23 protein-coding genes are annotated in these 26,255 nt (G+C 60.2%); 10 read left to right on the forward strand and 13 right to left on the reverse strand.

From position 1 onward, the window contains the following. Position 1: 1 nt before the first annotated feature. The 4 genes from J7E80_RS01450 to J7E80_RS01465 form a co-directional block, all read right to left on the reverse strand. Positions 2-1,411 (reverse strand): hypothetical protein, encoded by a 1,410-nt coding sequence (locus tag J7E80_RS01450; protein WP_215049698.1) that lies wholly within the window; start codon positions 1,409-1,411, stop codon positions 2-4. A 65-nt stretch (positions 1,412-1,476) separates the two neighbouring features. Next, positions 1,477-2,307 (reverse strand): glycosyltransferase, encoded by an 831-nt coding sequence (locus J7E80_RS01455; protein ID WP_215049699.1) that lies wholly within the window; start codon positions 2,305-2,307, stop codon positions 1,477-1,479. Continuing rightward, a complete protein-coding gene (locus tag J7E80_RS01460; RefSeq protein ID WP_215049700.1) occupies positions 2,297-3,271 on the reverse strand; it encodes a glycosyltransferase in 975 nt (324 codons plus the stop codon). Before J7E80_RS01460 ends, J7E80_RS01455 begins: the two co-directional genes overlap by 11 nt. Continuing rightward, entirely contained in the window at positions 3,261-4,682 is a 1,422-nt protein-coding gene (locus J7E80_RS01465; protein WP_311380743.1) for an oligosaccharide flippase family protein, read from the reverse strand. Before J7E80_RS01465 ends, J7E80_RS01460 begins: the two co-directional genes overlap by 11 nt. A gap of 305 nt (positions 4,683-4,987) precedes the next feature. Between J7E80_RS01465 and pseB the strand changes: the two genes are divergently transcribed. The 8 genes from pseB to J7E80_RS01505 all read left to right on the forward strand — a co-directional run bounded on the left by pseB (position 4,988) and on the right by J7E80_RS01505 (position 14,201). Then, positions 4,988-5,983: a UDP-N-acetylglucosamine 4,6-dehydratase (inverting) gene (gene pseB / locus J7E80_RS01470; protein WP_215049702.1), complete on the forward strand. Its 996-nt coding sequence runs from the start codon at positions 4,988-4,990 to the stop codon at positions 5,981-5,983. Next, positions 5,980-7,113 carry a DegT/DnrJ/EryC1/StrS aminotransferase family protein gene (locus J7E80_RS01475; protein WP_215049703.1) on the forward strand — a complete coding sequence of 378 codons (1,134 nt, stop codon included), beginning with the start codon at positions 5,980-5,982 and terminating at the stop codon, positions 7,111-7,113. The genes pseB and J7E80_RS01475 overlap by 4 nt, the downstream gene beginning before the upstream one ends. A 45-nt stretch (positions 7,114-7,158) precedes the next feature. Continuing rightward, complete coding sequence (locus J7E80_RS01480) at positions 7,159-7,878, forward strand: cytidylyltransferase domain-containing protein (RefSeq protein ID WP_311380737.1); 720 nt, start codon at positions 7,159-7,161, stop codon at positions 7,876-7,878. A 3-nt stretch (positions 7,879-7,881) separates the two neighbouring features. Continuing rightward, positions 7,882-9,369, forward strand: a complete 1,488-nt coding sequence (locus J7E80_RS01485; protein WP_215049705.1) for a bifunctional UDP-2,4-diacetamido-2,4,6-trideoxy-beta-L-altropyranose hydrolase/GNAT family N-acetyltransferase — start codon at positions 7,882-7,884, stop codon at positions 9,367-9,369. A 118-nt stretch (positions 9,370-9,487) separates the two neighbouring features. Beyond that, positions 9,488-10,960, forward strand: coding sequence for a sugar transferase (locus J7E80_RS01490; RefSeq protein WP_215049706.1), 1,473 nt, complete (start codon positions 9,488-9,490; stop codon positions 10,958-10,960). Between the two features lie 57 nt (positions 10,961-11,017). Then, complete coding sequence (locus J7E80_RS01495) at positions 11,018-12,877, forward strand: DUF4012 domain-containing protein (RefSeq protein WP_215049707.1); 1,860 nt, start codon at positions 11,018-11,020, stop codon at positions 12,875-12,877. A gap of 166 nt (positions 12,878-13,043) precedes the next feature. After that, the gene (locus tag J7E80_RS01500) at positions 13,044-13,655 is read left to right on the forward strand and encodes an LPXTG cell wall anchor domain-containing protein (RefSeq protein WP_215049708.1); all 612 of its coding nucleotides are present in this window, start codon (positions 13,044-13,046) and stop codon (positions 13,653-13,655) included. Positions 13,656-13,754: 99 nt separating this feature from the next. Continuing rightward, complete coding sequence (locus J7E80_RS01505) at positions 13,755-14,201, forward strand: VanZ family protein (RefSeq protein ID WP_215049709.1); 447 nt, start codon at positions 13,755-13,757, stop codon at positions 14,199-14,201. A gap of 58 nt (positions 14,202-14,259) precedes the next feature. Here J7E80_RS01505 and J7E80_RS01510 read toward each other — a convergent pair whose 3' ends face one another. From J7E80_RS01510 to paaA, 6 genes are all read right to left on the reverse strand, one after another. Beyond that, positions 14,260-15,039 (reverse strand): enoyl-CoA hydratase/isomerase family protein, encoded by a 780-nt coding sequence (locus J7E80_RS01510; protein ID WP_215049710.1) that lies wholly within the window; start codon positions 15,037-15,039, stop codon positions 14,260-14,262. A 57-nt stretch (positions 15,040-15,096) separates the two neighbouring features. Beyond that, the gene (paaE, locus tag J7E80_RS01515; RefSeq protein ID WP_215049711.1) at positions 15,097-16,335 is read right to left on the reverse strand and encodes a 1,2-phenylacetyl-CoA epoxidase subunit PaaE; all 1,239 of its coding nucleotides are present in this window, start codon (positions 16,333-16,335) and stop codon (positions 15,097-15,099) included. A gap of 15 nt (positions 16,336-16,350) precedes the next feature. Then, complete coding sequence (gene paaD, locus J7E80_RS01520; RefSeq protein ID WP_215049712.1) at positions 16,351-16,914, reverse strand: 1,2-phenylacetyl-CoA epoxidase subunit PaaD; 564 nt, start codon at positions 16,912-16,914, stop codon at positions 16,351-16,353. Continuing rightward, positions 16,911-17,816 carry a 1,2-phenylacetyl-CoA epoxidase subunit PaaC gene (paaC, locus tag J7E80_RS01525; protein ID WP_215049713.1) on the reverse strand — a complete coding sequence of 302 codons (906 nt, stop codon included), beginning with the start codon at positions 17,814-17,816 and terminating at the stop codon, positions 16,911-16,913. The genes paaD and paaC overlap by 4 nt, the downstream gene beginning before the upstream one ends. Next, positions 17,813-18,088: a 1,2-phenylacetyl-CoA epoxidase subunit PaaB gene (paaB, locus tag J7E80_RS23570; protein ID WP_311380744.1), complete on the reverse strand. Its 276-nt coding sequence runs from the start codon at positions 18,086-18,088 to the stop codon at positions 17,813-17,815. Before paaB ends, paaC begins: the two co-directional genes overlap by 4 nt. 227 nt (positions 18,089-18,315) lie before the next feature. Next, positions 18,316-19,347 (reverse strand): 1,2-phenylacetyl-CoA epoxidase subunit PaaA, encoded by a 1,032-nt coding sequence (paaA, locus tag J7E80_RS01535; protein ID WP_215049715.1) that lies wholly within the window; start codon positions 19,345-19,347, stop codon positions 18,316-18,318. Between the two features lie 213 nt (positions 19,348-19,560). On the opposite strand from paaA, the gene J7E80_RS01540 reads away from it, so the two are divergent. Continuing rightward, complete coding sequence (locus J7E80_RS01540) at positions 19,561-20,277, forward strand: hypothetical protein (protein WP_215049716.1); 717 nt, start codon at positions 19,561-19,563, stop codon at positions 20,275-20,277. On the opposite strand, the gene J7E80_RS01545 is transcribed toward J7E80_RS01540, so the two are convergent. Further along, positions 20,270-21,676 (reverse strand): bifunctional dTDP-4-dehydrorhamnose 3,5-epimerase family protein/NAD(P)-dependent oxidoreductase, encoded by a 1,407-nt coding sequence (locus tag J7E80_RS01545; protein ID WP_215049717.1) that lies wholly within the window; start codon positions 21,674-21,676, stop codon positions 20,270-20,272. The genes J7E80_RS01540 and J7E80_RS01545 overlap by 8 nt on opposite strands. A gap of 3 nt (positions 21,677-21,679) precedes the next feature. Further along, positions 21,680-22,678, reverse strand: coding sequence for a dTDP-glucose 4,6-dehydratase (gene rfbB / locus J7E80_RS01550; RefSeq protein ID WP_215049761.1), 999 nt, complete (start codon positions 22,676-22,678; stop codon positions 21,680-21,682). Between the two features lie 64 nt (positions 22,679-22,742). On the opposite strand from rfbB, the gene rfbA reads away from it, so the two are divergent. Next, a complete protein-coding gene (gene rfbA / locus J7E80_RS01555; RefSeq protein ID WP_215049718.1) occupies positions 22,743-23,651 on the forward strand; it encodes a glucose-1-phosphate thymidylyltransferase RfbA in 909 nt (302 codons plus the stop codon). Between the two features lie 282 nt (positions 23,652-23,933). Here the strand turns inward: rfbA and J7E80_RS01560 are convergent, their stop codons facing one another. Next, complete coding sequence (locus J7E80_RS01560; RefSeq protein WP_215049719.1) at positions 23,934-26,204, reverse strand: PKD domain-containing protein; 2,271 nt, start codon at positions 26,202-26,204, stop codon at positions 23,934-23,936. Positions 26,205-26,255: the final 51 nt, after the last annotated feature.

The following is a 26,255-nucleotide window of genomic DNA, read 5'->3' on the forward strand; positions in this document are numbered from 1 at the left end:
ACTAAACCTCCGAAGGGGTAAGTGGATAACTCTTGCGGATTGTGGTCCGGGAAAGCGTGTTGGCTTTCACGAAGTGGCCGGCCACCATGGCCAGAAGCAGATAACCGAGCACTTCATACAGTGACCCTCTCAAAACAATGAAAAGGAGGGCCGCGACTGGTGCATCGGTAATACCCGAAATATCGTAGTGATGTCCCGGTGTATGCCCTGTACGTCCCGTCATACGGCTCCCAACTCCACGGAGTCCGTATCCTAAGGCAAAAAACGCCACGACGACTCCCGGCGACGAACCAATCAGATGGGCCTCTCCCCACAGCGGCATCGAAACGTTGGTGTAGCTCATTCCCGTGATGTGGGCTACTACCGGCCCCCCGGCGTCACCTGTCACTTGTGCCGAGAGGAACGGTACCCACCTTAATAAAGGGGCAACGATTAGTTCCGCGGCGGTCGGATAGCTATCCGGGATCTCGCCCCACAGCGAAGTCTCACGGCTAAGCATCTCGAAGGAGTCAAAATCGAACGAGGCAAGCGTTGCCTCTGGCGCGCCAGCTTCAATCGCCGCCGCTCCTGTTCCGTCCCCTCTGAGTAAATCAAGCGTGGGGAACACCGTAACCATCAGCACCACTGCACCTACCGGAATCCACCTGGTCGATGGACGCTGGACCAGCCAGGCACCGACGACTGCAACGAGAAAGCTGCCGGTCAGAAACCTCGAGCCGATGAGGGGGTTGGAGGCCACGAACCCGGCTACAAAGGCTATGGCGATGAGTAAGCGAGGAACTTCGTAACCCACTCGACGGGCGTAAATCGCAAATGCAGGTACAAATATCGCTCCCGCGGTGGAGATGAAATATAAGGTGCCTATTGCCGGAATGTCTGCAAGGTTAATTAGTTGGCTACTAAAAGCCGAACGGCCTGAGAACATAGCCGTCCCCATTGTGGCAACGAAAACAACGGTGGCCGCTGACTGCACGAGGATTAGGATTTTCAGCCGGCTAAGCAGGACCGATTTTGTTTTCTCAGCTGGCTCGTCGAGAGCCCAAGGCGTTGATGCATCGTTCTTACGGCGTAGCGTATACCCCGCGAAAGCGGCCACACATCCGAAAATAACGCTCCATTGAGCAGAGTCAACGATATCAGCGCCGAAGAGTCCGCCCCAAGGAAATGTGCCCTTTGCAAGCTGGAATGCCGGAGCCAGGCCCATGAAAATATATGTCCAGGTCCAGAATATGGCCCATGCAAGACTCCATGTTTTCTTGGCAACCAAAAACACCAAGATCAAGCCAGGAAGAACAGCCAATGCCACGGCTTTAGCAATAACGGCTTGCGGCCATGTGAATCCGTTCAGGAGACCATAGGTGGCGGATGATGAAAGCCATCCCACCACAATGATGGTCGCAGCGAGCGGCAAAATCCTAGGGCGAAGCCGTAGGGTCCGGTTGACGCCTTCCGTTCCGTGGGACTCGGAGGGCAAACTCACGAGGCACCACGTTGCTTTACTGGCGTCCCGAAATTATGGGCCTGTCCCCGCCATCTGCGACGTACGGTGGGAATGGGCGCCAGCAGCAATTCCGGGTAGCGAAAGTAGAAGCGGGACGCCGAGGCTATTTCCCTGATCCAAGGCTGAATTCGAAACGCTTTGGTCTCCCGCTTCCAGGCATGGACCCATGAAACGCCGGGGACCACGATAACCTCTTGCCCGCGAGTCCAGGCGTCCAGTCCAAATGCGTGATCCTCGTAATAAAGGAAATACCTTTCGTCCCATCCGCCGGCGCTTCGGATCCGTTCCGTTTCACCGCACACGGCGGCGCCCATAGCCCACGCAACGTACGTAGGTCCATGTGAAGTGTCAGGAAGGTAGCCCTCCACTGAACTGCCAGGCAGTGTTATGCCGCGATGCGCCAGCTTATCCACGAAAAAGGGCAACCCTCGTCCGTTTGGCTGGATCGTCCCGTCAGGATTCCTCAGTTGGGGACATACAATGGCGTCACGCTCACTGATGATGCGTTCCAGAACCTCGAACGACGAGGCATCAACTTTTACGTCTGGATTGACGAAAGCAACGTACGCGCTTCGCGCTGCCTTCAGCCCGATGTTGTTGGCCCGGCTGAAACCTACATTTTGGCCAAGGCGGATAACTTCGGCACCCAGTCCTTCTGCGAATTCTGGCCCACCGTCGGAGGAGTTGTTGTCGACGACGATCCACTGTGCGCCGTGCTTTTCTGTCCCCTCCCACCACGTACGCAGCTCCTCGCGGTTGTTGTAGGTGACGGTGATCAAGGTCCATGCGGACGCGTCATGCTTCAACCGTGAACTCCTTTAGGGCAGGGGCCAGGACAGAGGCGACAAGGATGGCTGCGACGCGCATTCGTGAACAACGTCCGCGGACGAAGGCGCGCGCGCAAAGAAGGGCCAAACGAGGTGTAGAACGGCCGGACGCGAATGCCTCCAGCACCTCACCCTCGCGGGGCGGCACAGCGTCAAGGCGTTCCAGTGCCAGCCTGCACATGTTCACCCGCCACTGCCACCTGTGATTGACCACATAATGAGCCGCCGCAGTGATCCCAGCGGATCGCCGCCAGAGCTTGACCGCACGAAGCAGGGGATTCCGGTCCATTTCCTCGCCAATGACGTTCGCTCCATGCTGGTGGTAATCCTGAACGACGTCCGGAACAGTCAGGATTCCCTTATCAAGGGCTGCACACAGCCCCAGCCAGTGATCGTGGTACGCCACATCGGTAGCCGCCGGAAAAGGCAGGGCTATTTGGAGAAGATCAGAGCGGAACACGGCCAGGGCGCCACTGATGACATTATCCAGAAGCAGTTCTTCGACGTTGAAAAAGCCGCGACTGGTCTCCCCCAGCACTTTCTGGTCCTCGCCGGCTAACCGCGTACCCACGATCCGCGCCTGGCCTGATACGAGGGACGCGTTGTCGAGGTGGTCAAGCAAGACATTCAGCTTTTCCTCGTACCAGAAGTCATCCTGGTCGGACAGGGCCACCCACTGGGCAGCAGGAGGCACCAGACAAAGTATGCGTTCGAAGTTCCGATAGAAACCAACCCGATTTCCGAATTCGTGGACAACGAACCTAGAGTCGTGCTCGGCCAACCTTCGAATGTGCTCGGCGGTGGCAGTGTCAGTGCCGTCTATTCCTATGATGCAGGTCCAATCCGCAACGGTCTGGCCTGCAATGGAGGCTATTTGTTTCTCCAGCAGGGCAAGGTCAGGTTTGTACACTGCCAGGCAAATGGCGCCATTCTTATCCTGCACGAAGCACCGCCGCCCGCCGGAGATAACCGGCAACCTGCCTTCGGCGCAAACAGGTGAGTGCAACGAGGAGCCCCAGGGACAGGAGCATCAGTGGCCCGGCGTTGTCTGCCAACAAAAGTCCGGTCAGGGTAAGAGTCACTACCACGGCAAACTCCGGAAGAAGCTTCAGCACCGGGATCTCGATCTCACTGCGCCCGCGCCGGATCCATATGCTCATAAACAGTTGGAAGACGTGGAACAAGGGTACCGCTAGGGCCAGAATCCTGATGTCTCGGGGCAAACCGGCAAGTACTGAAATGATCACTAGCAACAATGCGACGCTTGCGGAAATGGGGGTCGTTACGGCGAGGACAGATGTTCTCCCGGAAATGAAAACAAGGTGAATATTGGCAAGGTAGGCCGTCATGAACGGGGTGCCCAACGCCACGATAAGCGCAACCTGAGTGACTGGGAATCCAACGGCGAGTGGGCCAGCTACGAAAGGAACGACGACGGGAGCAAGAGCAGCGAAACCGCATACTACAACCACCACCATCAGCATCATGGTCCTGTATGACGACCACAACACATCGCCACGAGATTCTGTTGGCGTCCGGTAGATCATGGGAGCCCACGCGTTGTTGACCGCACCCAGCAGCATCATAGGAGCTGAACCGATGAGTAAACCGAGCTGGAGGCCGCCTGCAGCCTCAAGGCCGGCGAGGCGGGAAGTCCCAGCCACGAGCAGTAGGGCCAGAAAGCTTAGGGCCATTTGATGCGGAATTGTGGGTAACCCAATACCGAGGCTCTTTACAAACTCCAGCCGGTTGAATTGCGGGCGCTGCCGCGCCAAGCACAGTGCGAGCGCGACGGCCCCCACGCCGAAGTGAATTGCGGATAAGCCGCTTAGGTACGTTTGCGCAGTCCGCTCGATATTTAGCATCAGTACGAGTCCCGCTGATGGCCCCAGCACCGAAGCTGCCACCCCCAGCAACACAAAACTGGCCACTTGCTGCTCAGCGCGGAAAAAGGACTGAGCATTCTGAAGAAATGCCAAGCCAAGGCACGATATGAGTGGGTATATCAGGACGCCCGGACTTGCCCCATGCAGGATGGCAGGACCCCACAGCGGCAACAGCAGCAGCGCAAAACCAAATAATCCAATGGCGCAACCAGCGCCCGCCAGGACAGTCGCGGTTGCACCGGAGCTGCCAGATTCTTCCAGGATGGCCTGGCGTGTTATGGAAGCAGCCAATCCTAAAGTAAGGATCACTATCCCGAATTGGAACAGGGATATGGAGACAGCGACGGCGCCGTAGGACTCAGGTCCCAAGATGCGGGTTACGAACGGCGTAGCCACAAAATTCATCAAGATGGGCGCAATCGAAACCGACGCGTAGACCAATCCTTGACCAAGGAAACGGTTATTCACTGCCAATCAAACCCGCTATATAGGCAACGGCATGCCGTTCGACTGCACATACTGCCGATACCCAAGAAATCCCCCACCCCTCCCATGCAGACCACACGCTTAACGCCCACTACGCGCCATCGAACAAGGTTAGCAGGCAAGGACTTCTCCGTCCGATAGTGAAGCACACGTGCAAATCTCTGATAGCGGCTCATGTAGGCTTGCCGTTAAAATTCTGCCGGTTACTGCATGATGTGCCGCAGGCCAAACAGATATATCGCAGGACATTGCATAGATGCCGCTGCCTGAGTCAACAGGGGGATGCCTTGAACGCGCTTAAAGATGCTTCCGTGCTTATCACCGGAGGCACCGGCTCGCTGGGGAAGGCCCTCATCCGCGAACTGCTGGACAGCGACCAGGTGGCTCGGCTGGTGGTTTTCAGCAGAGATGAGCTAAAGCAGTTAGAGGTCCGCAGGATGTTCGACGATGATCCGCGGCTGCGCTGGTTTATAGGCGACATCCGGGACCGTAAACGTTTGGATCGCGCGCTTCACGGAATCGACTACGTCATCCACGCAGCTGCGTTGAAGCAGGTAGATACCGCAGAGTACAACCCTTTCGAATATGTGGAAACCAATGTCCGAGGTTCGCAAAACGTCATCGATGCCTCGATAGACGCCGGCGTGAAGAAAGTCGTTGCTCTATCCACCGACAAGGCATCCAGCCCCATCAATCTGTACGGCGCAACCAAGTTGTGCGCTGATCGGATGTTCATTTCAGCCAACCATTACGCGGCTTCTTACGAGACCCGGTTTTCTGTGGTGCGCTACGGCAATGTCATGGGTTCTAGGGGCAGCATTGTCCCGATTTGGAAGCAACTGGCGTCCGAAGGCCGTTCCCTTCCAATCACGGATTCCCGCATGACGCGCTTCTGGATCACCCTCCCGCAAGCGGTGGATTTCGTGCTCGACTCATTCGACATGATGCATGGTGGCGAGCTCTACGTCCCAAAAATCCCCTCCATGCGCGTCGCTGACCTTGCTGAGGCAATCGCTCCCGGATCGGCCACCCATGAAATCGGCATCCGCCCGGGGGAAAAACTTCATGAAGAAATGATTGCCCTTGATGATGCCCGGCGCACGCTCCTCCTCGACACACGCTATGTTGTCATGCCGCACGTCAGCGGCTGGGGATTCATACCACCCCTTGAAGGTATTCAGATGCCCGAGGAGTTTTGCTTCCAGTCGCATACCAACGATGAGTGGCTTGATGTGGACCAGTTGCGGGATCTCATCGCTGACGAAGAGATGGCCGGCCGTTGATTCCCTACGGGCGGCAATCCATCAGCGACGAAGATATCGAAGCTGTTGTCCAAGCCCTCAAAAGCGACTGGCTGACAACCGGACCGGCCGTTGAAGCCTTCGAAGTCGCTATAGCGCGAACGGCGCAAGCCAAATACTCGGTATCGGTTACGTCCGGAACGGCTGCTCTTCACGTTGCCTACAGCGCGCTCGGTCTGGCTCAAGGCGACGAGATTGTCACGTCTCCCTTAACTTTCGTGGCTACCGCTTCAACAGCCATACTCCTAGGTGCAAGGGTACGTTTTGCTGACATCGATCCCGATACCGGTAATCTGGACCCGGCCGCTGCGGAATCCGAGATAAACAGTCGAACACGTGCCATCACCGCCGTCGATTACGCTGGACTTCCAACCAAGATCAGCGACTTCAGGTCAATCACGAGTCGTAATCGGCACGTTCTCCTCATCCAGGACGCTGCCCATTCCATTGGATCCCTCCATAGCGGCAAACCTGTAGGGTCACAGGCCGACTTGACTACGTTTTCATTCTTCCCGACCAAAAACCTCACTACGGCAGAGGGCGGGGCGGTTGTTACCAACGACGACGACCTGGCCAGAAATTGTCGGCGCTTTAAAAATCACGGACTCGTCCGGGATCTTGACAGCCTACGCGAGCATGACATCGGCCCCTGGCACCAGGAAGTTCACAACTTCGGGCTTAATTACAGATTGCCCGACGTGCTGGCGGCGCTCGGGTTCAGCCAACTTCAGCGGCTCGAGGACTTCAAGGCTAAAAGGCAGCGGGTCTTCGATTTCTACACGGAGTCGATGCAGGGGATCGATGGACTCAAACTGCCATCGCACATTCCAGGAACAGAACCCATGTGGCACCTGTATCCCATCCGCGTGCCCGCTTCTCGCCGTCGCGCGATATTTGAGCGGCTGCGGGCATCGGGAATCGGCGTCCAGGTAAACTACATCCCGGTCTATTGGCACCCTGTTTTCGAAGACTTGGGCTATAAGCGCGGCTTGTGCCCCGAAGCAGAGCGGTTCTACACTGAGGAAATTTCGTTGCCGATGCATACGGACCTCAAGCACAGCGAGCTGGAGATGATTACTGAGGCGGTTCGGAAAGCTGTCCGATATGCATAGCGTCGGACCGACGGTAAATTTGGGGGCTTTGTGAGTCGCCGGGTAGTGGCCATTGTCCAGGCCCGAATGACGTCCACACGATTGCCTGGCAAGGTCCTCATGCCGCTGGCAGGCAGACCCATCCTGGACTGGGTATTCCGTGCTGGACAGAGCAGCTCGGAAATCGATGAAGTTGTCTTGGCCACGTCTGTGGATGCCAGTGACGATGTGCTTGAACGTTTTGCTTCCAGCCGGGGCATCACCTGTGTGCGAGGGGCCCTTGACGATGTTCTCGGGCGATTTCTGCTCGCTGCCGATGCGGTGAATGCAGATGCTGTGGTTAGGCTGACGGCTGATTGTCCTTTGCTGGATCCGGCACTGATCGACTCCGTCGCCGGCCTCTGGCGCCGCAATATGAGCACGGATTATGTATCTACTACCTTGCAGCGTTCGCTTCCCCGTGGCCTGGACGTTGAATGTGTCAGGGCAGGTGCTCTGAGATCCGTGGATGCCGTAGCCCGCGGCTATCACCGCACTCACGTTACGAGCCTTCTGTACGCTGCGGAGTCCAGATTCTCTCGTCTCGGCCTGGTAACCCAGCCGGATTGCTCGCACTATCGGGTAACCGTCGATACTCCTTTGGATCTGGAGGCCCTCCGCGCGATAACGGACCAAACGGGGGATCGGATCGTTCCATGGCGCGAACTCATTCAAATTCTTGGTGATCGTCCGGGCATCCCCGCGATAAACGGCAGCGTGAGGCAGAAGGAAATAGTTGAGGGTTAGCCAATGAAGGTTCTCTTTACATGCAATGTCACCAAGGCCGGTGGGGCGGGTCATTTGATACGTTCGATCGCCTTGGCCGAGCAGGCTCGAACATCGGGACATGAAGTCGTCTTCTGCGGACGCTTTGAGACTGAATTCGCACAGAAAGTGCTGGCCCTTCGAGGTTTTGACATGAGACCATTCAATGGGCGTTCGGAGGCTCTCGCAGACTTGGCCGCCGCAATGTCTGCTGACTTGGTCCATTGTGACGATTACGACGCGGATGAGGACCTCCACGCCTTTCTCTCATCGCGAGGAATACTTCTTTCCAATATGGAAGACGGAACTTTCGGCGCACGGGCTGCAGACTTCATCCTGGATCCGTCAGCGGGGGCCGAGCGCCTGTACCGATCAAGCGCAGCCTCCGCGACCCATTTGAGGGGGCACGAGTACGTCCCTCTGCGTGCCAGCGTATGTGCTGCGGCCAAGGCCCGAACGATTAATTTTTCTAGGAGCCGGCCAATCGGGACTCCCTTTCGGGTTCTGCTGATTCTTGGGGGAACTGACGCTACCGGCTCCACTCAAAAAATGGCTGAGTTATGGGCGCACGCGGTCCCTGATTCGGTCTGTCACGCCATCCTTCCTACCCTGGAGGAGCGATTCATCGAACAGACCGGATCCTGTCAAATCGAGTGGCTCCCTTCTTCGGAAAACGTTGTCTCACTGTTCTCCGAAGTAGATGCCGCGGTCGCTGCTGCCGGAACCACCGCTTGGGAGCTGGCAGCCGCCGGGGTTCCCACAGCTTTAGTCACACAGGCCACAAATCAGACGAACAACTACGACTACTTGGTCGGACACAACGCTATGTTGGGAATGGGTGATGTGGAGGACCTGCGGGAGAGGTCTGCTGACATCCAACTGATCATGAAACGCCTTCGGGCTGGATGGTCGCCTCACGACAGTTCTGTACCCAATGCGATGGTCGACCTAGAGGGGTCACAAAGAATTATCTCCGAATGGAATGCCCAGGCTGGTCCCAGGAATCGGATTTCGATACGCGAAGCACGCATGAGCGATGCCAGCGTTCTCTTCGATTGGCGGAACGATGAGCAGGTCCGTGCCGTGTCCAGAGACAATGGAACGGTGAGTTGGGATGGGCATGTAGCGTGGCTTCGTTCCTCGCTCGACAACCCGCAACGAGAGGTATTTGTCGGTCATATTGGGCCGGAACTGGTTGGCACTGTCCGTTATGACCAGTCCAAGGCGGACCCAAGCAGCTGGGAGATATCAATCGCTCTCAATCCCGCGCACCGTGGGAGGGGGCTGGGCACCCCGCTGCTGGCCCAGGCCGAAGCTCTTCTGGGCCAGATGCTGAAAGCCCCGTTCGTTTCAAGAGCCGTTGTCAGGGCGGACAACTACGCGTCCAACCGCCTATTCGACACCAACGGATACAGCAAGGACCCGGTCACCGATTCTGATGGGTTCTTTGCTTGGTGTAGAAAGGTCAGCTGATGCATGCTGCCTGCGGTGGCTCAATGATGACCATAGTGAACGTCATCTTTCAGAACAGGTCAGCCGCCCAACGAGCTCCCAAAGCTGGGGAAGCTTATAGCATCATCAAGCGGCGTATATGATCGACCAGCAAGGAACAGATGTGGGGACTTTCCGGCAGCCGGACCCATGGCGTCGGCGTTACGCACGGCGGCTTCAGGTTGTCGACGCCTGCGTTGTCAGTTGGGCAGTTGCCGGTGCCTTTGCGGTCCGCTTTGGCTTAGCTGACTTGGCCAAAGGACAGGTGCAAGAAGGCGAATACGTAGCCCTGTCCCTCGTACTTGCAGCGGTTTGGTGGGCCGTTATGGGTCTCTGGGGTGCGCGGGACGCTACGATACTGGGCGCTGGTTCAGAGGAATACAAGCGCGTTTTTGCAGCATCCGCCTGGCTCTTCGGATTTCTTGCGATCTTCTCCTACGCCCTCCGGATCGATACGGCGAGGGGCTTCGTCGGCTTGGCTTTTCCAGCCGGTGCCATGGGTCTGCTTATCGGCCGATGGCTCGTGCGCCAACACCTCACGGTCGAGCGGAAAAGGGGCAGCAGCAGCGCACGCGTCCTGATAGTAGGAAGTCCCCCATCGACGGACCACCTTATTCGGTCGCTGCGGAGCGTGCCGGCCGCAGGGTACCTGCCGGTCGCAGCCCATTTACCTGGGGCCAGTTCCTCCATGGCCCGGCTGGAGGAAAAGGGCGTGCCGATCACTGGCATTCAATCAGACATAGGTTCCATACTGGAAGTCATTGACTCCTTAAAGGTCGATGCGGTGGCGGTGTCCGCTGGGGTCCACATGACACCGCAGGATCTACGGCGGCTTGGATGGGAACTTGCTGCGCGCGATGTAGGCATGATTCTGGCACCTGCCCTGACTGATGTTGCCGGACCAAGAATCCACACTCAGCCCGTTGCCGGTCTGCCGCTCATCCACGTGTCAACCCCGAAGCTCACTGGCGGAAAAAGGGTGGCCAAGCGGGCGTTCGACCTCGCTTTTGCGAGCCTTCTCTGCATATGTCTCCTGCCACTGATGCTTGTGTTGGCGGCGTTGGTGAAGGCAAGTAGCCGCGGCCCGATCTTCTATAGACAGGAGAGGGTTGGCCTACGTGGCACGACGTTCAAGATGCTTAAGTTCCGATCCATGAAGGAGGACGCCGACGCCGAGCTCCTTACACTGCTTCGAGCACAGGGGTCGAGTGACACCCCGCTGTTCAAGGTAGTGAATGACCCTCGGGTCACGCGGATCGGACGTTTACTCCGTAAATACTCGTTGGACGAGCTGCCGCAACTCTTCAACGTTATAGGCGGCAGCATGAGCTTGGTCGGCCCTCGTCCCCAGCGGGAAGGCGAGGTGGCCCTGTACGATGACGCGGCGCACCGACGGCTCTACGTGAGTCCGGGCATGAGTGGGCTGTGGCAGGTCAGCGGTCGCTCGAAGCTCAGTTGGGAGGAGAGCATCCGGCTGGACCTGTACTACGTCGAGAATTGGTCACTCATGGGCGACATCGTGATTTTGTTCAAAACCTTCAAGGCAGTTCTGAAAACTACCGGAGCGTTTTAGCTCCTCGACCGACCAAGCGCTCGAGCCGTTCGCATCAATCAAAAGGCAAATCATTTCATGGACGAATCTAAAGAATCACGAGGCCGCGAGGGAAAGGGCAGTAAGTCCACCGGCCACAAGCGAAAGCGCAGGCGTCGTCTTATTGCCGCGGCAACTGCCAGCGTTCTGCTGGTCGCGCTAGCCCTGGCTGCGGCTGCCTCTCTGGCAGCGAAGGCCTCTACGATCCGGACGGAACTGGAGTCGGCGAAGCACCTGCTCACACAACTGAAAACGGACATTGCGAGGAATGAGCCGAAAGCTGCACTGCAGACGGTGAATCGGCTCAAGCAGCACACTTCTTCCGCACGCCAACAGTCATCCGGTCCGCTTTGGGCCGCCGCTAGCATCGTCCCTTGGCTGGGCGCGAACTTTCAGGCAGCCAGTGAAATTACAGCGTCGGCAGATGACGTGGTTCGTTTAGGAGCAGAACCATTGGTGACGGAATTCCATTCACTTGACTGGGATTCGCTCGCTCCCAAGAGCACGGGCGTAGACCTTGAGCCGCTCGAAGCGGCCGAACCGAAAATCGCCTCGGCAGCGCACGCTGTTCGCGCATCGGCCCAGCGAATCAATCGAATCAACGGAAGTGCCCTGATTCCTCAAATATCAGAACCATTGGACGAAGTCAGGGAGCAGTTGAATTCCGCGAGCAGCAGCCTGGACGCAGCTGCCAGCGCCGCCGCGCTGCTCCCTCAGATGATGGGCTCAGAAGCACCGAGGCATTATCTCCTGTTGATTCAGAACAATGCAGAGGTCAGAGCTTCCGGCGGAATTTCCGGTGCTCTTGCTGTACTCACCATCGATAAGGGAAAGATCGGCCTGGAATCCCAATCGAGTGCCTCCGAACTCGGCGTGTTTGTTCCGCCCCTCCCTGTCCCGGCTGAGCAGGAGGTCATTTACTCGGAACGAATGGGCCGGTTCATTCAGGACGTCAATCTCACACCAGATTTTCCAACAACCGCGGGCCTCGCCCAGGATATGTGGGAGCGGAAGACGGGCCAAAGGGTTCACGGAGTGGTATCGATCGACCCGGTCTCCTTGAGCTACATTCTGGAGGCAACAGGTCCGGTACAGCTGACCAATCCAAAGGCGCAGTACCCTAGGCTACCCGTCGAGCTGAATGCCAAAAACCTGGTTTCGACACTTCTATCAGATGTGTACGCGGCTATCCCCGAACCAGCCATGCAGGACGAGTATTTTGCTACCGTTGCTGCCGACATATTTGGCGCCCTGTCAACGGGCAAAGCTGACTCTAAGAGGCTTATAGATGGCATTACGCGCGGAACTCAAGAGGGAAGGATCCTTTTGTGGTCAGAAGACAGCAGGGAGCAATCAATACTCGCCGCCCACCCGCTGAGCGGATCAATCGATGGTCCCAGCGTCTCGCCTGCTCAATTCGGGGTGTATTTTAATGACGGCACAGGCGCGAAGATGGATTACTACATGAAGCGCACCGTGCAGTTGGTGAAGGAATGCTCCAGCAACGAATATGGCCGCGTCAAAGTCCGCGTTACCAGCAAGAATACTGCACCGGTCGATGCTGCTACCTCCTTGCCAAAATACGTCACCGGCGGTGGAGCGTTCGGCATCCCTCCAGGCACAGTACAAAGCAACGTGTCAGCATATGGCCCGATGCAAGCAAATGTGGAATCAGTAGTGCAGGACGGAGCGAAGATCCCATTCGGTGCGCAGCGACATGCGGGGCGTCCAGTGGGAACCGTTACTACAAGCCTCGCGCCAGGAAAGAGCAGCATAGTTGAACTGACCTTCAGCAGAATCATTCAGCATTCGGAACCGGAACTCGTTGTCACACCGACCGTTCAAACCGTGAAAGATGTCGCTCTGCCTACAAAGTCCGTGCAGTGTGGGGGAAAGTAGTAGATCCGGTTAAGGCTATGTAAATTAACTTGACAGGCTTTGTGCGGCCCACTGTTTAGTGGTAGCGTCTACACGGGCGGGAGGCAAAAGATTTCACCCTGTGGTCTCTTAGGGATCGGAAATCTGCGCGCTACGTGACGAAGAATTTTAGGTCTCAGGGGGATAAATGAAGAAGTCTTTTGCAGTAATTGCTCTTGCAGGCTCCATCACACTGGCAGGTGCAGTTCCGGCGCTGGCAGATCACGAGGCGCCAGCTTACCCAGGCGGGACCACCCAGGGCACAGTATCTGACGGAACGGTAGCACCGGGCGAAGTTTTCACCTTCTCTGGAACTGGTTTTGAACCAGGCGAAGCCATCACCATCACTGTAACCCTTACGTCCACGCCGCAAGCGAGCGGTGGCATCGGCTCTGGTAGTGCCAGCCTGGCAGTGCCCGTCAAGATCGTGCTGCCGCTTGCCCCCCAAACGTTCAGCACCACTGCCGACAGCAGCGGCGCGTTCGCCTTCCCTCTTACGATCAGCGAACCGGGCACGTACCTCCTCACCGCTGAAGGTGCCTCCGGCCATACTGTGACTGCGACTGTCACAGTTGCTGGCGCAGCCGGAGACACGGATCTTGCAACCACGGGTGGCAACTCCGGAACCGGCGCTCCGCTGGCAAACACCGGCGCCGACCAGAGTCTTGTTCTTTGGTCCTTGGTTGGCGCAGGGGCAGTGGCCGCCGGCGTCACCTCGGTGGTTGTTGTCCGCCGTCGGGCCAAGGCAGACACCGTCTAGTCGCAGGCCCTGCATAGAACAATAGAGGGTGGGTGGCACCGGGAAACCGGAGCCACCCACCCTCTGCTCGTCGTTAACCGTCTAAAGCATAGGGAAACCTTGGCCAAGTACACTTCAATCTGGCATTGGATCCTGGGAGTATATTTCGTTGCCCTCGCCCTGGTCGGTTTCTGGCCAACCCCGGTAGACCAGCCGGCGCAAGGGACACTCGACCGGTTTCTCACTTTCCTTCACAACCACGGTGCACCGTTCTGGTTCAACTACCAATTTGTGGAAGCCGCAGCGAATGTACTGCTATTCGTTCCCGTAGGCCTGGCAGGCACCTTGGCATTCGTGTCAAAAAAACGATGGCACATCGCGGTACTTGGAGTTTGCGCCTCCATGTCAATGGAGGCAGGGCAGTTAATATTTCTTGACAGGCGATTTCCCAGCTTGCTGGATGTTGTCACAAATGTGTCCGGCACGCTCATTGGAATTCATCTTGCCAGCATCTTTCAGAGAGCACTGGTAAATCGCCGGTTCAATGACGAGGGCAAGCTGCTGTAGGTTTCCGCAGGCTTGCTGGTTTCGCAAGCTCAACCAGCGGTGATTTCGACAGGCTCAATCAGCCCTTGAAGTTGGGCTCGCGCTTCTCCTGGAACGCCCGGAAGCCTTCGGCGTAGTCCTCGCTCTTGCAGAGCCGCGCCTGCTCGGCGTTCTCCTCCTTCATGGAGGCCCACAGGCCCAGGCGCTGGTCGCGGATGTGCGCCACCAGTTCCTTGCTCGCTTTGAAGGCACCGGTGGCCCCAGTCGCCACTCGGGAGACGATCAACCGCGTCGACTCCAGCAGCTCATCCCCGGGCATCGCGCGACTGAACATCCCCTGGGCCACTGCTTCGGCACCGCTCATCAGCTCGGCCGTGTAGATCAGGTCCAACGTCCGGTGCATGCCCAGCCGCTCCGTGAAGTACCAGTGCCCGCCCGAATCCAGCGTGGCCCCCAGCTTGGCGAACGGCGAGCCGAACTTCGCGTTCTCCGCCACGTACACGACGTCCGTGGCCAACAGCAGTCCCAAGCCAACACCCAGGCACGCGCCCTGTGCCGCAGCGAACGTCGGCGCCGGGAAAGAAGCCATCTTCTGCAGCAGCGGCTGCACCAGCCCACCCAGGTAGGCCTCGGCGTCGTCGTTCTCCGGCGTCACCCCCGCGATGTCCCGGCCCGCGCAGAAGGCGCGGCCCTCTCCCCTGAGCAGCAGCGCCCGGACTTCACCGCGCGAGGCGGCGGCAGCGGCGTCGTCATACGCCTGTGACAAATCCCTGAGGGCCTGCTCATCGAGGGAGTTCAGCTTGGAGGGGGCGTTAAGGACGACTTCGGCGATGCCGTCGGCGATGGAGAGGGAGATCATTGGTTCCTTCTTTCAGGGTTCGGCGGCCTTGGTCTCGACAAGCTCGACCGGCGGTGACTAGACGTCGAAGTCGACTGTGACTTCCTTGCTCGTGGGGTGCGACTGGCAGGTCAGGACATAGCCCTTGTCCAGCTCATCCTGCTCCAGTGCGTAGTTTTCGTCCATGGTCACGCTGCCGGTGACCACCTTGGCCCGGCAGGTGCCGCACACTCCCCCGGCGCACGCGAACGGCACGTCCGGGCGGACCCGCAGGGCCGCGTTCAGGATCGACTCGCGGGCGTGCGTGGGGCTGGCCACCTCGCCCTGCAGGCCGTCCAGCTTGAACGTGATCTTGTAGGTCTCCTTGGATTCGTCCTCGATGACGGGACGGCCGGCGTTGCCCTCCGGGCGGTCCGGCTTGCCGGAGGTGAACAGCTCGAAGCGGATGTGCTCCGGCTTCACCCCGCGCTCGGCCAGGGTGTCGCGGCACAGCTGCACCAGCTCGAACGGCCCGCACAGGAACCACTCGTCCACATCGTCCGCGTGGATGGCGGTGCCCAGCAGCGCCCGGAGCTTCTCGGCGTCGATCCGTCCGCTCAGCAGCGGCGCGATCCGCTGCTCCCGGGACAGCACGTGGTGCAGCGCCAGGCGCGACGGGTACCTGTCCTTCAGGTCAGCGAGCTCCTCCAGGAACATCACGTCCATGGCGGCCTTGTTGGCGTAGATCAGGTCGAAGCGAGTGTCCGGGTTCGCGGCCAGCAGCGTGCGGGCGATCGCGATCACCGGGGTGATGCCCGAGCCCGCGGCGATCGCCACGAAATTGCCCGGCTGCCCCGCCAGCTCGCCTGCCATTTCCTGGGGGCGGTTCATGGAGTTCATGACGTTCTGGTCCACGGCTTTGCCGTCCCGGCCGTGCTTGGAGACGAACGCGCCCATCGGGCTCATCACCTCGAGGGTGTCCCCGGCCTTCAGCTCGGCGTTCGCCCACGTGGAGAACAGCCCGCCCAGGTCCTTCTTGATGGCCACGCGGATCTCGCTGGTGCCGTCCGCGAAGCTCCGCGGTTCGGCGCAGATGGAGTAGCTGCGGCGGATTTCCTTCGGCTCGCCGTTCTCATCCGGCAGCGTGGTGCGCAGGGCCACGTACTGCCCCGGCAGGTAGTCGAAGTGGCCGGCCAGTTCGGCCGGCACCGCGAACGTCACCTCAATCGCGTCCTCGGTCAACCGGCGCACCTCCTTGACGGTGAGGGTGTGGAAGGACGGACGACGGCGGCCGGTGGCCTGCGCCGATTCGGCGGCAGTCTGGCGGACAACGGGCATGGGAGCACCTGTTCCTTACAAAACTTTGAAGTAGTCGAACGGTTCCTTGCAGTCCTGGCAGACGTACAGCGCCTTGCAGGACGTGGAACCGAAGCGGGTGAGTTCCTTGGTGTTCAGCGACGAGCACTGCGGGCATTTCACGGCGAGGGTAAGGCGGACCGTTCCCCGGGAGGGGTGACCCAGTCCGCCGGCTGCGGCGCGGCCGCTGGGCGGGGCGATGCCGTACTCCTGCAGCTTGGCCTTGCCGGCGTCGGTCATCCAGTCCGTGGTCCAGGCCGGGGCGAGCACCAGTTCCACGTGGACGCTCGGGTAGCCCTCTTTATGGAAGGCGGCCTTGAGGTCGTCGCGGATCGCGTCCATCGCGGGGCAGCCCGAGTAGGTCGGCGTGATGGTGACCTGGACAGCGGGCACCATCCCGCCGTCGTCGAACAGCCGGACTTCGCGAAGAATGCCAAGGTCCTCGATGGTGAGGACGGGGATCTCCGGGTCGCAGACGGTGGCCGCGATGGCCCAGGCCTTCTGCCCGGCGGTGGCCTCCGCGTGCCGGGTGCCCGGTTCCTGGACGTACACGGCAGTCACCAGCTCGCTCCGGGATGCTCGCGGGCCAGCACCTGCATTTCGGCGAGGATGTAGCCCAGGTGTTCGGAGTGCCGGCCGCGGCGGCCGCCGCCCGGAGCTGCCGGAACGTCCGGGACCTCCAGCCCCGCTTCGGCGAGAACCTCGCCGGTGAGGCGGTCAAAGTCCTCTTTGATGCTGGACGGTTCGACGGCGGCACCGGCTTCAGCCAGGCGGTGGGTCAGCTCGTCGTCTTCGAAGAGTTCCTGGACGTACGGCCAGATCAGCCGCAGGCCGTGGATGATGCGGCGGCGGGATTCCTCCGTGCCGAGGGCCAGGCGGAGGATCCACTGCGCGCTGTGGTCGCGGTGGTAGTCCACCTCCTTCACGGCCTTGGCGGCGATGGCGGCCAGCGTGGCATCGCTGGACTGGGTCAGCCGGCGGTACAGCTCGAACTGGTAGTAGCTCACCACGAACTGGCGCGCGATGGTGACGGCGAAGTCCCCGTTCGGCTGCTCAAACAGGTGGGCGGACCGGAACTCGTGCTCGCGGCGGAAGTAGGCGAGATCGTCCTCGCTCTTCTCCCAGGCTCCCCCGGCGTAGCTGAGGAACGACCGGGCGTGGCCCAGCTGGTCCAGGGCGATGTTGCCCAGCGCCACGTCCTCCTCCAGCTCGGGGGCGCGGGAGATCCAGTGGCCCAGGCGCTGGGCGAGGATCAGGGCGTCGTCGCCGAGGCGCAGGGCGTATTCGGCCACGTCCTCGGTGGGCTTGGCCAGGCCGGTGCGCACCTCGAGGGCGATGTCCTCGGGGCGGAGCGCATTGCCGGGCGTGATGCGCGTGGCGCTGGCGGACGAGTCGCCGCTGCCTGCGACGCCGACGGAGATGTCGCCGTGGCCTGTTGTCTCTGTCTGTTCCGGAGCGGTCACAGGTGCTTCACTCCTTCGCTCTTGGTGTAGTACGTGGCATGCCGGTAGTCCTTGCCCTGCGGGGATTCGAAGAACGAACCCTTGGCGTCGGGGTCGCTGGCGGCGATGGCGTCGGCCGGGACAACCCAGATGGACACGCCCTCGTTGCGGCGGGTGTAGAGGTCGCGGGCATTGCGCAGGGCCATGGGGGCGTCCGGGGCGTGCAGGCTGCCCGCGTGGACGTGCGAGAGCCCCCGGCTGGACCGGACAAAGACCTCCCACAGCGGCCAAATGCTGCGATCGCTGGTTGAGCCTGTCGAAACCGCCGAAACCGGATATCCGCTGGTTGGGCTGGTCGAAACTGAAACCTCGGCCGCGGAGCTAGTCAGCACGGAGATTTCCTCACCGTTGCTGCTGGTTGAGCTTGCCGAAACCGAGTCCGGGCCTGCCGGGACCCGGGCTGCGGACCGTTCTCCCTCGCTGGCCGAACCTGCCGGGAACTCCGGGTTGCCGTGAGGGCTCATGCTGCAAATTCCTTCTGTGCGTTTTTACGTGCCTGTTTTGCCGCATAAGCCGCGGCTGCTTCCCGAACCCAGGCGCCGTCGTCGTGCGCTTCCCGGCGGCGTTCCAGCCGCTGGGCGTTGCAGGGGCCGCGTCCGGCGAGGACTTCCTTGAACTCCTCCCAGTCCAGCGGGCCGTGCTCCCATTTCTTGGTCTCTTCGTTGAAACGGACTTCACTGTCCGGGAGGGTGAGGCCCAGAACCCGGACCTGCTCCACCATCATCCCGACGAAGCGGCTGCGCAGTTCGTCGTTGCTGAAGCGCTTGATGTTCCATGCCATGGACTGCTTGGAGTTGGGTGAATCGTCATCCGGCGGGCCGAACATCATCAGCGCCGGCGCGTACCAGCGGTTCACGGCGTCCTGGGCCATCTGCTTCTGCGCGGGCGTTCCGTTGGAGAGTTCCAGCAGGATCTCGAAGCCCTGGCGCTGGTGGAAGGACTCTTCCTTGCAGATGCGGACCATCGCCCGGCCATAGGGGCCGTAGGACGCACGGCAGAGCGGCACCTGGTTGCAGATGGCGGCGCCGTCAACCAGCCAGCCGATCGCGCCCATGTCCGCCCAGGTGAGGGCCGGGTAGTTGAAGATTGAGGAGTAGCGGGCCTTGCCGGCGATGAGGTCGTCCATCATCTTGTCGCGCGACTGGCCGAGCGTCTCGGCGGCGGAGTAGAGGTACAGGCCATGGCCGGCCTCGTCCTGGACCTTGGCCATGAGGATGGCCTTGCGCTTCAGGCTCGGGGCGCGGGAAATCCAGTTGGCTTCCGGCTGCATGCCGATGATCTCGGAGTGCGCGTGCTGCGAAATCTGGCGCAGGAGGGTCTTTCGGTATGCCGCGGGCATCCAGTCCTTGGGCTCGATCCGGGAATCCTCAGACATGACGCGGTCAAAGTACGCCTGCCCCTCCGCCTCAAGCTGTGCCGCCCGCTCCTGTTCTCCCTTCAACCCTTCGGGCGATAGTGCGTCAGGCACTGACTGCAGATTCTGCGCTGCCATGGTTGCTCCTATGCATTCACGTGCGTACTTGGAAATTATTTACCGACCGTTCGTTCAGGATATGCGGAAGCCGTGATGGGCGTCAAGCACGAGGCGCAGCTGCGGGGCGTTGTTTCTCGGGATCGCTCCCCACGACGATAGGCTTCTCTGTGGGGTCCTTGGCCCGCCCGAAAACAGGCCACACAAACCTTGGGGAAAGCCGTGGGTGGACTGTTGGCACCGGTCAAACTGTCAGGGCCGGGGCGCGGGACACTGGCGGTCCTCCTGTGGGCTTCAGTTGCCGGGCTGCTTATCGCGGTCGTCTCCACCGGGTTCGAGATCTATAGCATCTGGCAGGGCGAGGCTTCGATGTCCGTCAACGTGGCAAACAGCTACTTCCCCGAGTTGGCCGAGGATAATCCCCGCGTGCTGTCAGGCTCGTATGAGACGGCCTGGCTCACGGTTGAGGGCATGCCTGCCGCTGCCAGATGTCTGCTGTCGGCGGCGGTTGTGATGAGGCACCTTGTGGTGGTGGCCGTTTGTGCTGCCATGGCCCTTGTCTGCCGCCGCATCCTCCAATACCGGCCCTTCGCCAAATCCAGCGCGATTGCCCTTGCAGTAGTGGGCGCCGTATTTGTCGCCACAGCCGTGCTTCCGGGCATGTTTGAGTCAGTGGCAACCATCATTTCCGCCGAGTCTCTCGGCTTGCCTGGTCCGGACCAGATCGAGACGAGGGAAGTGGTGGACGTCCCCATGCCGCCTATCGACGTACCGCTGGTCGCATTGGGCCTGTTCTTCGGCATGATCGCAACCTCCCTGCAGATGGGCGGACGGATGTTCCGGGATCCACCTTCGCCGGCGGCAACCCTGCCGTACGGCCCCGAGGGCATGGTCTTCCCTAGCCACAGCAACTTTTCAGGCCGCAATGTGGCAGGGATGTCCGCTACTTGAGATAGTCCTCCAAGGCGTCCGCCACTAGGCGGGGAGTGAATCCTGCGGCGCGGATCTTTTTCAGATCGAGTGCGCTGTTCATCGGCCTCGGAGCTGCCGCCTTATCCTTGAAGTACTCCGCGGTGCTGACGCCTGTTACTTCATTCCTTGAGGAACCTACAAGCTCGTATACGTCGGCGGCGATGTCTGCCCACGACTGTGGCACGCCGTCATTGCTGAGGTTGTAGGTACCGTATGGAGCCTTTGACTCGAGCAGGTGCACAAGGCCGGCCGCAATGTCCTTGGCGAAGCTAAGACGCCCAACCTGGTCATTGACCACGGAAGGATTAATGCCCCGCTGCGCCAGGGTCTGCATGGTGCGGACGAAGTTATTTCCCGCACCAATCACCCAACTGGTTCGCACGATATAGTGCCTCCGCACCACGCTAACCACTGCGTCTCCTGCGGCCTTGGTCTGACCGTAGACGCCCAGCGGACTAAACAATTCGTTTTCGTCGTGTATGTCACGTGTACCGTCGAAGACGTAGTCCGACGACACGTGAACGAGGGTCAGGTCATGCTCCACTGCTACACGAGCCAACCGCGCCACAGCAGTGACGTTGACCTCCCAGGCGGCTGCCCGGCCTTCGGGAGTTTCCGCGGCGTCTACAGCCGTATAGGCGGCAGCGTTAATGATGGTGCTGTAGTTTTTCCAGTTCCTGCTGCTAAACGCCGCATCGCTGGACAAATCGAACTCCCCCCGTCCAGCAAACTCGACGGAAGTGTCCCCTTCGTAAAGCGCACGGAGGGCCTTACCGAGCTGTCCGTCGGCTCCGAGCACGAACGTCTTCCTGGGTGCCATCGGGACAACCTCACCCAGCTGCGGATGAGCTTTGTCCTTGTCCGACAGCTCTGCCTCGTCCAGGGGAATCGGCCAGGGGATTGCGACGGTTTCGTCGGCCAGGTTCAGGAATGTGTACTGCTCCTGGGCGTCGGCGGACCAGTGGTCGTTCACGAGGTACGTGTACGCCGTATTGTCCTCAAGTGTTTGGAACGCGTTGCCCACTCCCCGCGGGATGAAAATGGCCTGACTGGCATCCAGTTCGGCAGTAAATACAGCCCCAAAGGACGGCCCTTCGCGCAGATCCACCCAGGCACCGAAGATCCTGCCCGTGGCGACAGAGATGAACTTATCCCAAGGCTCGGCGTGGATGCCACGGGTTGTCCCGGCTCTTTCATTGAAGGAGATGTTGTTTTGGACGGGCCGGAAGTCCAGCAAGCCTAGCCCGATCATTTTCTCGCGCTGCCAGTTCTCCTTGAACCAACCCCGATTGTCGCCATGCACGGGAAGGTCGTAGAGCACCACGCCAGGGATAGGTGTCCCGCGGGAGCTGAGCTGCTTCGAGAATTCGATTGTCATGCCTTATTGGCCCTGTTCCTTGTACTTTGCTTCCGTAGCGGCTTTCTGTGGACGCCACCAGTCTTCGTTTTCCCGATACCAGGCGATGGTGTTCTCAATGCCTGAATCGAAGTCAGAGAATTCAGGTCGCCAGCCCAGCTCGTTGCGCAGCTTCGAAGAATCGATGGCATACCGCAGATCATGCCCGGCCCGGTCCACTACATGGTCATAGGAGTCTGGGGACTCCCCCATGTGCTTCAGGATGAGTTCCACAACGTCCTTGTTGTTCTTCTCACCGTCGGCGCCGATCAGATAGGTCTCGCCGATCCTGCCGTTGGCGATGATGGCCAGGACCGCCGACGAATGGTCATTTGCGTGGATCCAGTCACGGACATTTTCGCCCTTGCCGTAAAGCTTGGGGCGGATGCCATCGATTACATTGGTGATCTGACGCGGGATGAACTTTTCCACGTGCTGGTACGGACCGTAGTTGTTCGAGCAGTTGCTGATGGTTGCCTGTAGGTCGAAGGACCGAACCCAAGCTCGGACCAGCAAATCCGAGCCGGCTTTGGTCGAGGAGTACGGACTGGACGGGTTGTAGGGAGTGTTCTCCGTGAAACGCTCCAAATCATCCAGCTCCAGGTCCCCATAGACCTCATCCGTAGAGATGTGATGGAAGCGCTTGTCATGCTTCCGTGCCGCCTCGATCAGCGAGTAAGTCCCGATGATGTTCGTATCCAGAAACGGGCGCGGATCATGGAGGGAATTGTCGTTATGTGACTCAGCTGCGTAATGGACCACAACATCGCAATTAGCCACCATGCCGTCAACGAACGCTGCATCTGCAATATCCCCCTCGACCAGCTGGAAGCGATCAGCAGGCAGGCCTGCCAGAGAGGCCCGATTTCCGGCGTAAGTGAGCTTATCTAGGACCGTGACATGGTTGTCCGTGTGCCCCAGAACATAGTGGACGAAGTTGGAACCAATGAAGCCTGCGCCACCGGTCACGAGGAGTTTCTGCATGTTTTCCATAGTTCCATAACGCCGCGATTTGGTTGAACTCCGAATGATCCGGAAACTTGGATTTATGCGCGGAATTATCCTCGCCGGGGGGACCGGTTCAAGACTTCATCCGATTACATTGGGCATCAGCAAGCAGCTGGTTCCGGTTTATGACAAACCGATGATTTACTACCCTCTGTCTACCCTGATGCTCGCCGGCATTCAGGACATCCTGATCATCACCACACCTCACGACGCTGACCAGTTTCAGCGGCTGCTCGGTGACGGCAGCCAGTTCGGTGTCAACATCACTTACACCCAGCAGCCCTCTCCCGACGGACTTGCCCAAGCCTTCGTTCTAGGCGCAGAGCATATCGGCGATGGCCCAGTAGCACTGGTTCTTGGCGACAACATTTTCTACGGCCATGGCATGGGCACCCAACTCCGGCGCTTCTCGAACATCGATGGAGGCGCTGTCTTCGGCTACCACGTCGCAGACCCCACGGCCTACGGCGTAGTGGAATTCGATGAATCAGGCAAGGCCATCTCCCTAGAGGAAAAGCCGGAAAAGCCGAAAAGTCACTATGCAGTACCGGGCCTCTACTTCTACGACAACGACGTTGTCGAAATCGCTCGGAATCTCAAGCCCTCACCGCGCGGAGAACTCGAGATCACCGACGTCAACCTCGAGTACCTCGAACGTGGCAAACTCCAAGTGGAGATCCTCCCGCGCGGAACCGCCTGGCTGGACACCGGTACCTTTGACTCTCTCAACGAAGCCTCGGAATTTGTCCGAACCGTTCAGAAACGACAGGGACTTTCCATCGGTTGCCCAGAAGAAATTGCCTGGCGCCTCGGTTTCCTGAGCGACGACGAACTGCAGGAACGGGCCGAGCCGCTGGCCAAGAGTGGCTACGGTCGCTACCTGCTGGACCTCATCGCCGAAAGCGCTACAGATCTTCCCACGGAACGCCTCGAACTTTCACTCCGCTAGTTGGGCAGGTAAGGCGGCAGACGATCGAGTCTGCGTGCAGGTAGGAGAGTTCGGCCACTTTACTTCTGTCGGGCTTCGAACGAGACAGCTTCAGAAGCCTTGTTCCGGCAGACGACATCGGCATGAACGTTCTGACGCTCCACGATGCTTGGGTAATCGCATACATGGCTCCCTGACCGCCGGGAGCCGACCTTGAACGGTGCCGTGTCGCTGGAACTAAAGGACCGACGTCGTGCTCTCCCGGACCGGGACCAGCGGTCCCTCAACTGGCGCTGTCGGCTCCTACCGGAAGATGTTGTACGGCCCCCACCCGCTGCCCTCCATGGTGCGGGTCCCCCAGGTCCCATTCAGGATGGGGTAGTAGGCGAGCCTGCCGTCGGTGAACCGGCCCATCAACCCGTAGCTGCCGGGGCCTTGGTAGCCTTCGAGTTTGGTGATGCTGTTGATGCTGTTCCAGCCACTGCCGATAACAGGACGCGTGCCCGGCTGGAAACTTCCGGCGCCGGTCGAGCGGTACAGCACCAGGCTGCCGTCGCTGCGTTTGGCTAGGATGTCCTGGGCGCTGTCTCGGTTGTAGTCGGCCATGGTGAGGTACAGCCCGTTCCAGCCGGTACCGATCTTGGTACGGCTTCCGAAGATCGTTCCGGTGGTGTGGGGATAGTGCCAGAGAGTACCGGCGGCATCATACGCCACCACGCTGGGGTACGTGTCAGCCTTACGCCAGCGGCCCACGGTCACGTGGAAGTTGCTCCAGCCCGAGCCGATGGTCTGTCCTGCGGCCAGGCCTCCCGCTGCCACTCCTTGGTAATAGCTCATGCGGCCGTCTTTCCATTGGGCGATCACGTCAAACACGCCGTCCTGGTTCCAGTCGGTGACGAATCCGTTCTTCAGCCCGCTCCAGCCGGCGCCGATCTTAACGGGCGGCTGCAAGCCGCCGTTGCCGTCGGCTGGGTAGTTCCAGAGCACCCCGTCGGGTCCTGCGGCCACAATGTCAGCCGGCCCACTGATGGAGGGGGTGGCGCCCGGGTCGACCGTGATCGTCGTCGTGCTCGACGTCGAGCCTGCTTCGTTGGCGGCGGTCAGCGTCGCCGTGTACGTCCCGGCCGCGGTGTAGGTGTGAGACGGGTTCTGGGCGGTTGCAGTCGCACCGTCCCCGAAATCCCAGGCCCACGACCTCGTATCTCCCATGGAGGTGTCCGTGAAGTTAACCGTCAGGGGGGCCCTGCCGGCCGTCGGTGTCGCAGTAAATGAAGCGGCCGGCGGAGTGCCGATGCTCCGGTCCGAGAACCAGTAGCGCTTGGCGACGTGGTCGGTGGACATGACGACGATCCCGGTCGCGGCGTTCACGCTCTGCTTGGTGCTGGTCACGTTGTTCATGTTCGCCGAGTTTGCGTCTTCGATGACGACGGTGCCGCGACCGGTCCCGAAGACCGGGTTGTCCATGGACGCGGTCTTTTCGTAGATGCTGCCGGCCACGCCGTCGAAGGCGCAGCCGCTGACGGAGGTCGAGGGCGCGGTGTGGAACGCGCGGACCAGGTTGTTCGCGGTATCGAGCATGATCTGCGGACGCGTCACGCAATCACCGGTCCGGGCAATCGTGGTCTGTTCAAAGACACCGGTGCCCGGTTTGAACACCACCAGCACCTCCTGGGGCAAATCCGGGTTCGTCGAGGCGGAACTGTGGCCGGTCTTCACCACGGCGTAGACCCGGCCGCTGGCGTCGGCCTGCAGCGCCTTGATGTTCAGGTGGTCATCGACCAGCCGACTGCCGCGGATGGCTTCCCGGTGCCGCCATGACGACGCGGCCCTGGGATCGTCGCCGTCGGTGTGGGTCGACCAGTACGCGGACCCGGTGGCCTGGTCGGTCCACATGATCCCGATTTCATCGCCTTTGAAGGCGACGATGGCCGAGAGGTCATCGGGCATCGGGTTCGGGTCCGCCGCCCCCGGCACCACGAACGGTTCCCCCCACCCGGTGCCGCCGGGCAGGGAGCTGTTGACGAAGACGGTGCTGGTGGTGCCGGAGGCCTGGGTCCAGGTGGCCCAGATTGCGTCGGTGGAGTCCTGGGCGATGGTCAGGGACTCGCTGCTATTGTTCGAGATGGTTTCGGGGAACCCGCTGTCCAGCGTGTAAGTCCCGGCCGAGTAGCTGTAGCGGTACAACAGGGCCTGCTGTCCGGCCCCGGAATCGCCTGCAGTCACAACGTTGGACGCAATGTACAGGTGGATGCCGTCCCACAACGTGTCGGACGATGTAGTGCCCCGGCTGTCGCTCCGGCCCCCCGTGTCAACCCACGTGGCTGTACCCCGGTCCAGGCGGTAGATGGACCATCCGCTGCCGGTCTTCCACATGTTCGCCCACCAGGAACCGTCATTCCACCACAGCTTGCTCTGCGGCTTGTCCGCCGTCGGCGGGTTGCTCACCCCCGAATACGTAATGCTCGGGGTACCGACAGTGGCCGCCTGGGCGCTGGTGGAGGTACCCACCAGGCCTCCCGCGACGGCGAGGGACAGGACGACCAGTTGGCTCAGCCGGCGGAGGCTCTTCTTCATCGTGATCAGCATTTCACTTGGGCGGGGAAAGTCTCTTCAGCCGGATCGGGC

Source organism: Arthrobacter sp. ISL-28, from assembly GCF_018613875.1.
Lineage (GTDB): Bacteria > Actinomycetota > Actinomycetes > Actinomycetales > Micrococcaceae > Arthrobacter.